Origin of the sequence: Streptomyces sp. NPDC026206 (assembly GCF_040638465.1) — a bacterium.
Classification (GTDB): Bacteria; Actinomycetota; Actinomycetes; order Streptomycetales; family Streptomycetaceae; genus Streptomyces.
In genome coordinates this window covers 163,780-177,066 of sequence record NZ_JBEZYL010000004.1, presented here as the reverse complement: position 1 = coordinate 177,066, position 13,287 = coordinate 163,780, and the positions used below count along the sequence as shown (strand labels likewise).

The 13,287-nt window shown below is 71.7% G+C and carries 12 protein-coding genes; 4 read left to right on the top strand and 8 right to left on the bottom strand.

The genetic code is table 11. From position 1 onward, the window contains the following. A partial coding sequence (locus AB0F13_RS09270; RefSeq protein ID WP_362077639.1) for a hypothetical protein occupies positions 1-237 on the bottom strand: 237 nt, incomplete at its 3' end. A gap of 262 nt (positions 238-499) precedes the next feature. Here AB0F13_RS09270 and AB0F13_RS09265 point away from each other — a divergent pair. The 3 genes from AB0F13_RS09265 to AB0F13_RS09255 all read left to right on the top strand — a co-directional run bounded on the left by AB0F13_RS09265 (position 500) and on the right by AB0F13_RS09255 (position 3,006). Next, on the top strand, positions 500-1,291 hold the full coding sequence (locus AB0F13_RS09265) for a GPP34 family phosphoprotein (RefSeq protein ID WP_362077636.1): 792 nt from the start codon (positions 500-502) through the stop codon (positions 1,289-1,291). Between the two features lie 439 nt (positions 1,292-1,730). After that, positions 1,731-2,603 carry a helix-turn-helix transcriptional regulator gene (locus AB0F13_RS09260; protein WP_362078065.1) on the top strand — a complete coding sequence of 291 codons (873 nt, stop codon included), beginning with the start codon at positions 1,731-1,733 and terminating at the stop codon, positions 2,601-2,603. A gap of 199 nt (positions 2,604-2,802) precedes the next feature. Then, positions 2,803-3,006 carry a DUF397 domain-containing protein gene (locus AB0F13_RS09255; protein ID WP_362077633.1) on the top strand — a complete coding sequence of 68 codons (204 nt, stop codon included), beginning with the start codon at positions 2,803-2,805 and terminating at the stop codon, positions 3,004-3,006. Between the two features lie 222 nt (positions 3,007-3,228). On the opposite strand, the gene AB0F13_RS09250 is transcribed toward AB0F13_RS09255, so the two are convergent. The 4 genes from AB0F13_RS09250 to AB0F13_RS09235 form a co-directional block, all read right to left on the bottom strand. Next, positions 3,229-4,362: an ADP-ribosylglycohydrolase family protein gene (locus AB0F13_RS09250; protein ID WP_362077630.1), complete on the bottom strand. Its 1,134-nt coding sequence runs from the start codon at positions 4,360-4,362 to the stop codon at positions 3,229-3,231. Between the two features lie 218 nt (positions 4,363-4,580). Next, positions 4,581-5,762, bottom strand: a complete 1,182-nt coding sequence (locus AB0F13_RS09245; protein WP_362077627.1) for a hypothetical protein — start codon at positions 5,760-5,762, stop codon at positions 4,581-4,583. A gap of 78 nt (positions 5,763-5,840) precedes the next feature. Then, a complete protein-coding gene (locus AB0F13_RS09240; protein WP_362077624.1) occupies positions 5,841-8,453 on the bottom strand; it encodes a bifunctional FO biosynthesis protein CofGH in 2,613 nt (870 codons plus the stop codon). Between the two features lie 122 nt (positions 8,454-8,575). Next, on the bottom strand, positions 8,576-9,433 hold the full coding sequence (locus AB0F13_RS09235; protein ID WP_362077621.1) for a TIGR03619 family F420-dependent LLM class oxidoreductase: 858 nt from the start codon (positions 9,431-9,433) through the stop codon (positions 8,576-8,578). Positions 9,434-9,607: 174 nt separating this feature from the next. On the opposite strand from AB0F13_RS09235, the gene AB0F13_RS09230 reads away from it, so the two are divergent. Further along, positions 9,608-11,110: a CehA/McbA family metallohydrolase gene (locus AB0F13_RS09230; protein ID WP_362077618.1), complete on the top strand. Its 1,503-nt coding sequence runs from the start codon at positions 9,608-9,610 to the stop codon at positions 11,108-11,110. Positions 11,111-11,161: 51 nt separating this feature from the next. Here the strand turns inward: AB0F13_RS09230 and AB0F13_RS09225 are convergent, their stop codons facing one another. From AB0F13_RS09225 to AB0F13_RS09215, 3 genes are all read right to left on the bottom strand, one after another. Further along, positions 11,162-12,160, bottom strand: a complete 999-nt coding sequence (locus AB0F13_RS09225) for an asparaginase (protein WP_362077615.1) — start codon at positions 12,158-12,160, stop codon at positions 11,162-11,164. Between the two features lie 144 nt (positions 12,161-12,304). Beyond that, a complete protein-coding gene (locus tag AB0F13_RS09220; RefSeq protein WP_362077612.1) occupies positions 12,305-12,715 on the bottom strand; it encodes a VOC family protein in 411 nt (136 codons plus the stop codon). A gap of 85 nt (positions 12,716-12,800) precedes the next feature. Next, a complete protein-coding gene (locus AB0F13_RS09215; RefSeq protein ID WP_362077609.1) occupies positions 12,801-13,193 on the bottom strand; it encodes an AraC family transcriptional regulator in 393 nt (130 codons plus the stop codon). Between the last annotated feature and the right edge of the window lie 94 nt (positions 13,194-13,287).

Below are 13,287 nucleotides of genomic sequence, written 5' to 3'. Positions count from 1 at the left end.
GCCGGACTCGTCGGCCTTCGGCCGTACGGTCCGGAAGACGGCCGTCGCCCGGTCGCCCTCGCGGCCTGCGGCCGCGTCCGGCTCGGCCGGGGACTTCGTCATCGGCGCCTTCGCCGACGCCTTCGGTTCCCGGTCCCGGATGACCCCGAGCCGCGGGTCACGTTCACTGCCAGTCGTGCCGGTCGTCTCCCCCGACGACTTCAGCTGCTCCGACTTGTCGGGGGACTCGCCCGCCACCGATGCCTCCTCGAATTACCGCGCCATACGCCGAGGCGGGGCGACAAGCCGCCCCGCTGCCCGATTCTCTCAACGTCTTACCAGTGTCCTCTGCCGCCTTCGCGTCAGGGCGCGACCATACGGCTAGAGGGCGTTGTGTGCCTTCACCCACGTGCAAGACGAGACGACATACCTACCGGTTCCCACCCGAAGCCACCACGCACTCTCGACAGACCAATGTGAGAGGGGTCACCCTGTCACTCATCCACGCGGGGAGGCATGGATGGGCAGGAGCCGCAGAACAATTCCGGAGGAGCTTCTGCTGCTCGCCCTGGACCCGGCCACGGGTACCACGGCGCAGCCGCAGTCGCTCGACCTCGGTCTCGCCGGAGCCCAGCTAGTGGAGCTGGCTCTGGCCGGACGGATAGCCCCAGACGGGGATCGTATCGCCGTGGTGCACCCACGGCCCACAGGAGATCCGACGCTGGACTCCGCGCTCGAACTGCTGCGTCGTCGCGGCAGCCCGGTGCGGGCCGTGCACTGGATCGGCGGGCCCCGGCTGGGGCTGCGCCAGACGTATCTCACGCACCTGGAGCGGTGCGGCATGGTGCATGCCGTGGCGGGCCAGATGTGCGGGGTATTGCCGACCACTCGCTACCAGGCGACGGAGACCGCCATCAGCCGGGAGATCAGAACCCGGCTGGACAGTGCGATCCGCACCGGCGTGCCGCCGGACCCGCGGACGGCGGCGCTCGCCGCGCTTGCGCATGCCGTCGGGCTGGGAAAGCACCTGTACCCGGGCAATGAGGGACGGTCTTCGCGGTCCCGGCTCCGGGACCTGATCAGGCATGACCCGATGGGCGGGCTCGTGGCCCACGCGGTGATGGACGTTCAGAACGGCGTCGGCGCGCAGCCGCGGCGGGCACCGGCCCCGGCCGGTTCCGCGGGCAGCGGCGGCGGCGGAGCGGGACGCAGGGCGGCGGCCGTGCGGCCTCCGGCCGAAGCGGCCGGCGTGGGCGCCGGGCAGCCGGCGACGCACCGCGGCGGCGTGATGGCCCGCGCGGGCGCTTCGTGAAACGGTTCCGCAGCCGGGCCGTGAGCCGCGACCGCTAGGCGCGGACGACGACCGGCAGCACCGGCGCACCGGCAGCACCGCGAACGCCGGGGCACCCGCACCTTTGAGCACCACACGAGACACCTTCCACTCCACTCCACTCCACTTCACTCCACAGACCGCACCGCAGTCCCCATGAACCGGTTCGGGAGCCGCAGCAGCGCGCGGGGTGGTGGGCCGGCCCGTCCCGGACGGCGGTACGGCCCACCGCCCCGCGCGTGCGTGTGCGGCGCGGCGGCGTGCCCGCGCACGGACGTACGTACAAGGACTACGCCAGTCGTGCCCAAGTAGCGGGCGGCAGAAGCCGACTTGGTGTAAGCATTTTCCAGCGCCGCCCCGGCCAGTGGTGGCAGGCTGCGGAGCAGGAGACAGCAGCATGACGGAGCCGGAGGTGCGTCCCGTGGCGTCCAGTGTCAACCCCACCGTTAGGCGGCGCCGATTGGGGCAGGAGCTGCGCAAGCTCCGAGAACTCAAAGGCATGACCGCCGAGGAGGTAGCCGAGCGGCTACTGGTCTCGCAGTCGAAGATCAGCCGCCTGGAGAACGGCCGCCGCAGCATCAGCCAACGCGACGTCCGGGACCTGTGCGGGGTGTACGGGGTCGAGGACCACCGCATCGTCGATTCGCTGATGCAGATGGCCAAGGAGTCGCGGCAGCAAGGTTGGTGGCATGCCTTCGGCGACATCCCGTACAGCGTCTACATCGGACTGGAGACCGACGCGGCGTCCTTGCGCGTGTACGAGGCCTCACTCGTGCCCGGTCTGCTGCAAACGCCCAATTACGCCAGCGCCGTGACCGAGGGGTCGTGGCCGGAGGCGACGGCGGCGGACGTCGAGCGGCGCGTGCAGGTGCGGATGCGGCGCCAGGAGCGGATCACGGACCCGGAGAATCCGCTGCGCCTGTGGGCGGTCATCGACGAATCGGCGCTGCGGAGGATCGTCGGCAACAACGCCATCATGTGCGAGCAGATGGAACATCTAGTGGAGTTCAGCCTGCAGCCGCACATCACCGTGCAGGTGCTCCCTTATGCCGTGGGCGCGCACCCGGGCATGTACGGAAAGTTCTCCATCCTCGAATTCCACGACCCCCAGGACGCGAGCACGGTTTATCTGGAGGGAATCACGAGCGACCTTTATCTGGAGAAGCCGAACGACGTCCAGGCGTACAGCGTGATGTACGAGCATTTGCGCATGCAGGCGCTCAATGCGGAGGACTCGCGGCGGTTCATCCTCCAGGTGGCCGAGGACTGGGCGAAGGCGGCCGAACTGGACTGAGGCGGCGCCGGTTCGGGGCCGAGACTGCCGGCCCGGCCTGTGGGGGCGGAAAGGTACACCTCTCCCACCCTGCGGGGAAGGGGTGAACGGAATATGCCATCCGGTCGAGTGAAGCACCAATTCATCAGGTGATGTTGGCGCGTAACGTCGGTCGCACCGCGGGAAACCGACGTCAGCACTCACATGCATCGGAGCAATCATGGCGATTCAGCAGGGTAAGACCACGTGGCGGAAGTCCTCCTACTCGCTGGCCAACGGGGACTGCGTGGAGGTCGCCTCCCCGGTTCAGCAGTCCATCGCGGTCCGTGACTCGAAGGACTCCCAGGGACCGGCCCTCGCCTTCACCCCGGAGTCCTGGTCCGCGTTCGTGGCGGTCGTCGACGGCGGCACCCGCAGCCTCTGACCTCCGGACCCACTGCGGAACGCCCGGCGCCGGCGATACCGTCGCCGCCGCATCGATATCCCCGCACAGAGCCCTCTCGCCTGGTACGCCGTCCCGGCCGAGAGGGCTCGGTCATGCCCACCACACTGCGCGCCCCGGCCCATTGGCGGAAGCGAGTACCGGCCGGGGCGTCAACCCCCGCCGGACAACCCCGCGTCGGCCGTGGAGGCCCGTTCGGTCGGCCTACGAGCCGGGGTACCGCGCCAGCCAGACGGCCGACCGGCCGTCCGGGCCGTGCAGGGACGGGCCGTGGGTCAGCTCCATGGCGAAGTCGTCGGCGAGTTCCAGGATCGTCGCCCGGCCCTCCAGCTCCGCCACCCACCCCGGCGGCAGCGCGGTCTCACCGTGCAGCACGCCGAGGAGGTTGCCGCAGATGGAGCCCGTGGAGTCGGAGTCGCCGCCGTGATTGACCGCGAGCAGCAGGCCGTGGCGTACGTCCTCGGCGACGAGCGCGCAGTACAGGCCCATCGCCAGGGCCTCCTCGGCCACCCAGCCCTCGCCCAGCGACTGGACGCGCTCGGGCGTCGGCACGCCCTGGCGTACGGCGACGAGGGCCTGCCGCAGCGCTTCGGTGGTCTCCTCATGGCCGGGGCGGACCGCCAGCAGGGCCAGGGCCCGGTGGACGGCGCCCTCCAGCGCCTCGCCGCGTACGACGCCGTGCACGATGGCCGCGAACGCCGCTGCCGCGAGCGAGCCGGAGGGGTGGCCGTGCGTCTGGGCGGCGCACTCGGCGGCCAGCTGGAAGACGCGCTCGGGCTCCCAGCCGGCCAGCAGTCCGAAGGGCGCGGAGCGCATGACGGCCCCGCAGCCCTTGGAGCCGGGGTTCTTGGGCACCTCCAGAGTGCCCATCCGCTCGTCGGCGAGCCCGCCGAGGCAGGCGTTGCCCGGTGCCCGGCGCGCGTACAGCCACTCCTCGCCGGCGAGCCAGCCGGCGTCGCGCACCCGCTCGTCCGGCCCCCAGCCGCGCTGGGTGGCGGCCCAGCGCAGGTAGGCGCGGTGGACGTCGGCCGGCGGGTGCCAGGCGCCGGTGTCGCGGCGCACCTGTGCCCGTATCAGCCCCTCCGCGGTGAAGAGCGTCATCTGAGTGTCGTCGGTGACGGCACCGCGCCGCCCGTACGCCGGTACGTAGTCGCTGACCCCGTCCGGGCCGTGGGCGGCGCGGATCGCGTCGAGAGAGTCGAACTCGATCCCCGCGCCGAGCGCGTCCCCGATCGCCCCGCCGAGCAGGCATCCGCGCACGCGGCTGCGGAAGTCCTGTTGTTCGGCCCGGCCCCAGGGGAGGGAGCCGGCGCCCCCCGCTGCGACAGTCGTGGTCACGTTGTCCGGCCTCCTGGCGTCGGAGTGGGTGCGGCCGATCAGGCTCTTGGCGCACTGCACTGTAATCGGCCGGCGCCGATGAGGCATCAGCGCCGGCCGTCAGTTGGCCGGTCCGGCTTCGGACCGGGCCGACTTCGGACCGGGCCGGACTCAGCTCAGCCCGGTTCAGCTCAATCCGGTTTCAGCTCAGTCCGGTTTCAGCTCAGCCCGGTTTCAGCTCAGTCCGACTTCTTCGCCGGGCGGACCGTGTTCATGATCTTGTCGATCTGCTGGACGGACAGCGCGTCCGGGACGCCCTGGTCGGCGTAGAGGACCCAGCCGTGGAAGGTGCCGTCGGGCATCTTCTGGGCGATGCTCTTCACGATCGCGGTGGGCGGGACGCAGGGGCTGGGGCGGTTGTTGACCGTCACCTTGGCGGTGGCGGTCCAGCCGTCGATGCCGTTCTGCTTCCAGGCCTTCTCGTCGGTGATTTCGATCTTGGGCTTGTTGTCCTTGCCGCCGTAGGCCATGAAGCCCCAGTTGCCCGCCCAGTTACGGGCGTTCTCCTTGAGGTCGCCGTCCCGGCCGCCACCCGTGGTGCCGACCGTGGCGAGCTGGCCCGAGCCGGCCTCACCGACCGAGTTCGGGTTGGCCTTCGAGGAGCAGCCGCCCTCGCGGAAGTTGGCCGTGCCGGTCATCACCACGACCGGCTTGCCGTTCTCGGTGTACGAGATGGCCGTGTCGGTCGGGAGGACCTTCCACTTGTCGTTCTCGCCCGGCACGTCGTACTGGAAGAGGTGCTCCTCCCGCACCTGCGTCTGCCAGCCGGCGACCATCGGCTGCGCAGCCTTGGGGCTCGCCTGGCCGTTGTCCCCGGGTGCAGGCTGGTCCGACTTCCCGCCCTGGCCGGGCGCGGTCGGCGCCTGGGAGGCAGTGCCCTTGCCCTGGTCGGACTTCTTGTCGTCACCGCTGTTGAGGAAGAACACCGCGCCACCGCCGATGACGGCCAGCGCCACGACGCCGCCGATGACGGCGAGCAGCGTGGTGTTCTTCTTCGGCTGCTGCGGGGCCGGGCCCGGTGCGTGGGCCGGGGCCATGCCGGGCGGCGGCACCATCCCGGGCGGGTTCATGCCCGGCGGCGGGTTCATGCCCGGCGGCGGGGCCATGCCCGGGCCGGGGGCGTGCCCGGGGACGGGGCCCGGTGCAGGCGGCGGGGGCGGCGGCATACCGGGACCGGCCGCAGGGCCCGGTGCGGGCGGCGGTGCGGGCACCGCCGGCTGCGAGACGACGGTGGGCTGCGCGTGGCCCGAGCCCTCCGGGCCCCACGTGGGCGGCGGGCCGAAGCCACCCTGCGGCGGCGTCTGGGGGTTCTGCGGCTGCTCGGGCTGCTGTGGCTGGTGCGGGTTCTGGGGCCAAGACATGCGGGACACCCTATGCGCCGCCTGTCGCCGCCTGATCGGGGGCAGGCGACAGGTCGGCAACACTTGTGCGGTGGACGGTCATTCGTTTTCGAGCACCGGCAGCAGCTCCGGCAGGTGCCCGTCCGAGGCCATCGCCGCCGCCTGCCGCTCCCGCGGTACCTCCCCGTACGTCGTCGTCCGCGCGCGTGCCGGACGTCCGGCCGCCTGCGCTATGGCGATGAGGTCCTGGACCGAGCGGTAGGAGCCGTAGGAGGAGCCCGCCATGCGGGAGATGGTCTCCTCCATGAGCGTGCCGCCCAGGTCGTTGGCGCCGGAGCGCAGCATCTCCGCCGCACCTTCCGCGCCCAGCTTGACCCAGCTCGTCTGGATATTGGTGATGTACGGGTGGAGCAGCAGCCGGGCCATGGCCGTGACCGCGCGGTTGTCCCGCACGGTCGGGCCGGGCCGGGCGATGCCCGCCAGATAGACGGGCGCGTTGGTGTGGATGAAGGGCAGGGTGACGAATTCCGTGAACCCCTCGACGCCGTGGGCCAGGGCCGACTTCTGGATCTCCACCAGCTGCCGGAAGTGGCCCAGCCAGTGCCGGGGCTGGTCCACGTGCCCGTACATCATCGTGGAGGAGGAGCGGATGCCGAGCCGGTGGGCGTTCTTGACGACCTCGACCCATGTCGCCGTGGGCAGCTTGCCCTTGGTGAGGACCCAGCGGACTTCGTCGTCCAGGATCTCGGCGGCCGTCCCGGGGATGGAGTCGAGCCCGGCCTCCTTGGCGGCGGCCAGCCACTCGCGGATGGACATGCCGGTGCGTGTGGCGCCGTTGACGACCTCCATCGGCGAGAAGGCGTGCACGTGCATGCCCGGCACGCGCTCCTTCACCGCCCGTGCGATGTCGAAGTAGGCCGTGCCCGGCAGGTCGGGGTGGATGCCGCCCTGCATGCACACCTCCACCGCGCCGACGTCCCACGCCTGCGCGGCGCGGTCGGCGACCTGGGAGAGCGAGAGGGTGTAGGCGTCGGCGTCCGTGCGCCGCTGGGCGAAGGCGCAGAAGCGGCAGCCCGTGTAGCAGACGTTGGTGAAGTTGATGTTCCGCGTGACGATGTAGGTGACGTCGTCGCCCACCACGTCCCGCCGCAGGTCGTCGGCGATCCGGCAGAGGGCGTCGAGCGCGGGCCCGTCGGCGTGCAGGAGGGCGAGCGCCTCGGCGTCGGTGAGCCGGGTGGGGTCGTCGGCGGCCTGCTTCAGCGCCTGGCGCACGTCGGCGTCGATGCGCTGGGGGGCCATGCCCGGGGCGGCCGCCTCGCGCAGTGCCTCCCAGTCGCCGTAGACGTCGTCGAAGTCGTCCCGCCGGTCGGCTGTGCGGCCCTCGGTGTCGATGGTGCGGTGCAGGTCGGTGCGGCCCGAGGGGATGAAGACCTCCTCGGGCTCCTGCCAGGGGTGCCCCTCCACCACGGCGTCCTCGCGGGCCAGGCCCGTCTCCGGGTCGGCCAGCGCCCGCACGTGCGGCAGCAGACGGGGGTCCAGCCAGGGCTCGCCGCGCTGGACGAACTCCGGGTAGACCGCGAGCCGTTCGCGCAGCTCGAAGCCCTCGGCGGCGGAGCGCGCGGCGAGCTCTTCGATCTGCGGCCAGGGGCGCTCGGGGTTGACGTGGTCGGGGGTGATCGGTGAGACGCCGCCCCAGTCGTCGATGCCGGCGCCGATGAGCCGCGCGTACTCGTCGTCCACCAGGTTGGGCGGCGCCTGGAGGCAGCCGGAGGGGCCCATGATGTGCCGGGCGACGGCGACGGTGGCGACCAGCTCGTCCAGCTCGGCGTCCGGCATGCCGCGCATCGCCGTGTCCGGCTTGGCGCGGAAGTTCTGCATGATCAGTTCCTGGATGCCGTGGTACGCGCGGGAGACGCGGCGCAGCGCGAACAGCGACTCCGCGCGCTCCTCGTACGTCTCGCCGATGCCGATCAGCAGCCCGCTGGTGAAGGGGACGGAGCTGCGCCCGGCGTCCTCCAGGACGCGCAGCCGGACGGCCGGCTCCTTGTCCGGGGAGCCGTAGTGCGGCTGGCCGGGCTCGCTCCACAGCCGCGTCGCCGTGGTCTCCAGCATCATGCCCATCGACGGGGAGACCGGCTTGAGCCGCTGGAAGTCCGTCCAGCTCATGGCGCCGGGGTTGAGGTGCGGCAGCAGCCCGGTCTCCTCCAGGATGCGGATCGCGATGGCCCGCACGTAGGCGATGGTGTCGTCGTACCCCTCCGCCTCCAGCCATTCGCGCGCCTCCGGCCAGCGGTCCTCGGGCCGGTCGCCCAGGGTGATGAGCGCTTCCTTGCAGCCCAGTTCGGCGCCGCGCCGGGCGATGCTCAGGACCTCGTCCGGGGACATGAACATCCCGTGTCCCGCGCGGCGCAGCTTGCCGGGGACCGTGGCGAAGGTGCAGTAGTGGCACTTGTCGCGGCACAGCCGGGTGAGCGGGATGAAGACGCTCTTGGAGTACGTGATGACGCCGGGGCGGCCCGCCGCCTGAAGGCCCGCGTCCCGGACGCGGGCGGCGGAGGCGGAGAGGTCCTTCAGGTCCTCGCCCCGGGCCTGGAGCAGCACCGCGGCCTCCGTGACGTCCAGCGCGACGCCGTCACGGGCACGCTTGAGCGCACGCCGCATGGCGTTGGCGGTCGGTGCAGCCGGCTCGGGTCGCTGTGCGCTCGAAGTCATTGTCCGAGCATACGAGCGTGGACTGACACCGCCACGTACTGGAAGCGCCGGTTCCGTGTGCCTCTCATCACGTTATATGGAGGCAGCCTCCGGAATAGCTCCGGTGCGTCCCCGCAGCGTTCCTAGAGGAATTCGGCGTGCGCGTCCAGAGCACGCAGCACGTCGGTCTCGGACGCCGAGGGCAGGCCCACCACGACCTCCTCGATGCCCAGGTCCGCGTAGTGCGCGAGCTTCCCCGCCGAGGGGTGCACGGCGTACGGCACGACGTCCGGCTCCCCCTGACGCCCCGCCTCCTCCCACACCCGGCGCAGCTGCGGCAGCGTCTCCCGCAGACCGCTGCCGCCCACCGGAATCCAACCGTCCGCGTACTCCGCGACATGCGCGAAGAGCTTCGGCCCGGCCGCCCCGCCGATCAGCGTGCGCGGCCCCACCAGCGGCTCCGCGTCCTTGCGCTCCCGGGCCGGGTGCACGGGCTTGGGGTGCGCCCAGCTCGCCTGTACGGAGCCGAACTCACCCTCGTAGGCGGTGGGTTCCGCGGCCCACAGCGCCCGCATCAGCGCCATCCGGTCGCGCACCAGCTCGCGGCGGGTGTGCCACTCCACCCCGTGGTCGGTGGCCTCCTCCACGTTCCAGCCGTACCCGATGCCGAAGGTGAACCGGCCGCCGCTGAGGAAGTCGAGCGTCGCCGCCTGCTTGGCCAGCACGATCGGGTCGTTCTGGGCGACCAGCGCCACACCCGTACCGACCACGATCCGGTGCGTCACCGCGGCGGCCTGCGCCAGCGCGACGAACGGGTCGACCGCGCGCCCGTACTCGGGCGGCAGCGGGTCGCCCGCGGGCGCCGGCGTCTCCCGGCTGACCGGGATGTGGGTGTGCTGGGGAAGGAAGAGCCCGGCGAAGCCGCGCTGCTCCAGTTCACGGGCAAGCCGGACCGGGCTGATCGTCTCATCGGTGAGGAAGATCGTGGTGGCGATCCGCATGTGGGGGCACCTCCGTCGTCGCGTGGGACCACGGTATGCCCTGCGGTTCCACTTCGGCCCCCACGACAAACTGCCGACACACAACAGACGGGCATAACAACGCCCGCACCCGTTCCGCTGCCCGCCACCCGGGCGTACAACAGTGACACCACCGCACACGCGAGGGGGCAGCCGATGCACCGGCGCGACGTACTGAGACTGACGGCTATCGCCGGAGCGGCGGGTGTGCTTACGCTCGAAGGCGTGAGCTTCGCCCACGCCGACGGCCCCGACCGGACCGGCGGCGAAGAGACCCGTAAGGTCACCGGCCGGCTGCCGGCCGGCGCCCCGGACTACGTCCACCTCCCCGTGGAAGTACCGCGCGGCGTCCGCGAGATCGCCGTCTCCTACACCTACGACCGGCCCGTCGTCCCGCCGGGCACCCAGGGCAACGCCTGCGACATCGGCATCTTCGACGAGCGCGGCACGCAGCCGGGCGGCACCGGCTTCCGGGGCTGGTCGGGCGGCGCGCGCACGGAGTTCGCCATCAGCGCCGAGCGCGCCACGCCCGGCTACCTCGCCGGCCCCGTCCGGCCCGGCACCTGGCACGTCGTCCTCGGCCCCTACACCGTGGCGCCGCAGGGCCTGGCCTACGAGGTCATGGTCACCCTGCGGTACGGCAGCCAGGGAGCGACCCCGCAGGCCGTCTACCCGCCGCAGCGCGCCAGGGGGCGGGGCCGGGCCTGGTACCGGGGCGACAACCACCTGCACAGCGTCCACTCCGACGGCAGACGCACCCCGGCCGAGATCGCCGCCGCAGCCCGCGCCGCCGGCCTCGACTGGATCACGACGACGGAACACAACACGACGTCGTCCCACAGTGCGTGGCAGGGCCTGTGGGGCGACGACCTGCTGATCCTGACGGGCGAGGAGGTGACGACCCGTAACGGCCACGTTCTGGCCCTCGGCACGCACCCCGGCGCCTTCATCGACTGGCGCTACCGCGCCGGCGACGACCTCTTCGGACGTTTCGCGCGCAGAATCCGGCAAACAGGCGGGCTCGTCGTTCCCGCCCACCCGTACGCCACCTGCATCGGTTGCAGCTGGAAGTTCGGCTTCGCCGAGGCGGACGCGGTGGAGGTCTGGAACGGCCCCTACACCCCGGACGACGAGATGGCCGTCGCCGCGTGGGACGCCATGCTGGTCGCCTCCGCCCGTTCCAGCGGCCACTGGCTACCCGCCATGGGCAACAGCGACGCCCACCGCGAGCCCCAGGCGGTCGGCCTGCCCCAGACGGTCGTCCTGGCCGAGGACCTCTCCCGCGCCGCCCTGCTGGCCGGCATCCGCGCGGGCCGCAGCTGGATCGCCGAGTCCTCGGCCGTCGGCCTTTCCTTCTCCGCGACGGGCGGACCCGGCGCGCACGCGGGCATCGGCGAGCGGCTGCCCGTCGACCGCGACGCGGATGTCACGGTGACCCTGCGGGTCTCCGGCGTGCCGGACTGCTCGGCGTCCTTCATCACGGACCAGGGGCGGCTGTTCACCACCCCGGTTCCGGCGGGCGGCCGTGTGCAGTGGCGGACGTCGGCCGCCCGATCGGCGTACGTACGGGCGGAGGTCCGGCATCCGCCGGCCGACGGCGCCCCGGCCGACCTGCCGGGACCGATGGCGGCCATGACCAACCCCGTCTTCCTGGGCTGAGGCCGGGGGGCGGGACCGCCGGACGGAAGGGGGAATAGTTGGGAATCGTTCTCAGCCGTGCTCGGCGAAGGCCGCGACGATCTCGTCGCGGCCTGCACCGGAGGTGAGCAGCAGCCGCAGCAGCACCCGCGCCTTGTACGGATCGAGCATCCCGCCGTTGATCAGCCCGCGCCGCTGCAGATCCGCCTCCGAGCCGACCGCACCGTAGGTGTGCCGCAGCACCGAGCCACCGCCCGTCCGCGACGTCAGCACCACCGGCATGCGCGCGGCCAGGGCTTCGAGACCGGGCACGAGGACGGACGGCACATGACCGACACCGAACCCGGCGACCACCAGGCCCTGGTGCGACTGGCCCAGCACCTCCAGCTGCGCGCCGTCGTCATCGAGCGCGACACAGTGCAGGGCCACGCGCGTGGCGTCGAGCCGTACTCGTTCGAGCCCGCCGGTCAGCACCTCGCGGCGAGGCGGGCCGGTGAGCACGCGCACCCGGCCTTCGATGACGTGCCCGACCGGCCCGGCGTTCGGCGACGCGAACGTCGCCGTGCTGGTGCTGTGGGTCTTGCGCACCCACCGCGCCGCGTGGATCTCGTCGTTGAGGACCACCAGCGCCCCCAGCCCGCGCGCCGGTGACGACACCGCCACGCGCACGGCCGCCAGCACGTTGGCCGGACCGTCCGCCCCCGCGAGATCCGGGTTGCGCATGGCCCCGGTCAGCACGAACGGCGCCTCGTGCCGCCACACGAGGTCGACGAGGAACGCGGTCTCCTCCAGCGTGTCGGTGCCCTGCGTCACGACGACACCCGCCGCCCCTTCGCTCACCGCCCGCGAGGCGTCCTCCACCACGTCGAGGACTTGCGCAAACGTCAGACTGGCGCTGGGCACGGCCCTGACGTCCTGAACATCGAGCGCCACGCCGAGCTCCCGGAGCCCCGGCACGGCCGCGACGATCTCGTCCCCGCTCAACCGCGCCCCGGCTCCCCCGCCACTCGGCACACTCGGCACACTCGGCACCGAAATCGTGCCCCCGAGCGTGAACAGTGCGATCTCCACTCCGCGTTCCCTCCCCCGACACCGGCGCCCGGCGTCCATGCGCGTTGGGCGCCATCACCGTACAAGTGCGGGATTTCCCCGGCCTCATGAGGTGAGCCAACGGCGAGCGCGACGGGGTCGAGGCGTTCGGCAGACGGGCCTGCGTCAGAGCCTCGGCTGGGTGAAACGGATGCGGTTGCCGAAGGGGTCACGGAGGCCGCAGTCGGTTCCGTACGGGCGGTCGGTGGGCTCCTCGGTGAACTCCACGCCCCGCCGCAGCAGCGTCTCGTACGTCTTGCGGCAGTCGTCCGTGGTGAGGATGAGCCAGCCACCCATCGCACCCTTGGTCACCAGCTCGCGGACCTGCTGCGCCGTCTCCTCGGACATCGCCGGAGCGCCCGGCTTCTCCAGAAGGATCTGGCGCTCCGGGTGGCCGGGGACGCTGACGGTCAGCCAGCGCATGAAGCCCATGTCGACGTCGGCGTTGACCTCCAGGCCGAGCTTGCCGACGTAGAAGTCGAGGGCCTCGTCCTGGTCGAGGACGTATATCTGCGATTGCGTGATGGCGTTGAACATGTGCATCACGCTACGGGGCGAGCCGGACGAAAACTTATCCAAAACTGCTCAGCCGACGGACGGACGGTACGGGCAGTGCGGACGGTCAGATGCTCGGCCGCATCCACGCCATCGTGAAGCACGTCGGTACGCCCGTGGGCGCCGCTTCCTTGCGGTACGTCCTCGGCGACCGCCCGATGATGTCGCGAAACGTGCGACTGAAGGTTCCCGGGCTGCCGAAGCCGACTTCGAAGCAGATGTCCGTCACACTGCGGTCGGTCTCCCGCAGCAGGAACATCGCACGCTCGACACGGCGGCGCTGCAAGTAGCGGTGCGGCGTCTCGCCGAACGTGGCCCGGAAGGTGCGCGTGAAGTGCGCCTCGGACACATGGGCGATCCTGGCCAGGGCCGGGACGTCCAGCGGCTGCGCGAAGGAGCGGTCCATCGCGTCCCGTGCCCGAAGCATGCGGCGATTGGTCTCTTCTGCGGCGCGGCTCACGGCGCCATCACACCACGGTTCTGGTGCACTACGCCGCGCGTGCCCAGAGGTACTGCCGACCAGGCTGTCCTTTTCGGATCGCCGGACCGTTGGT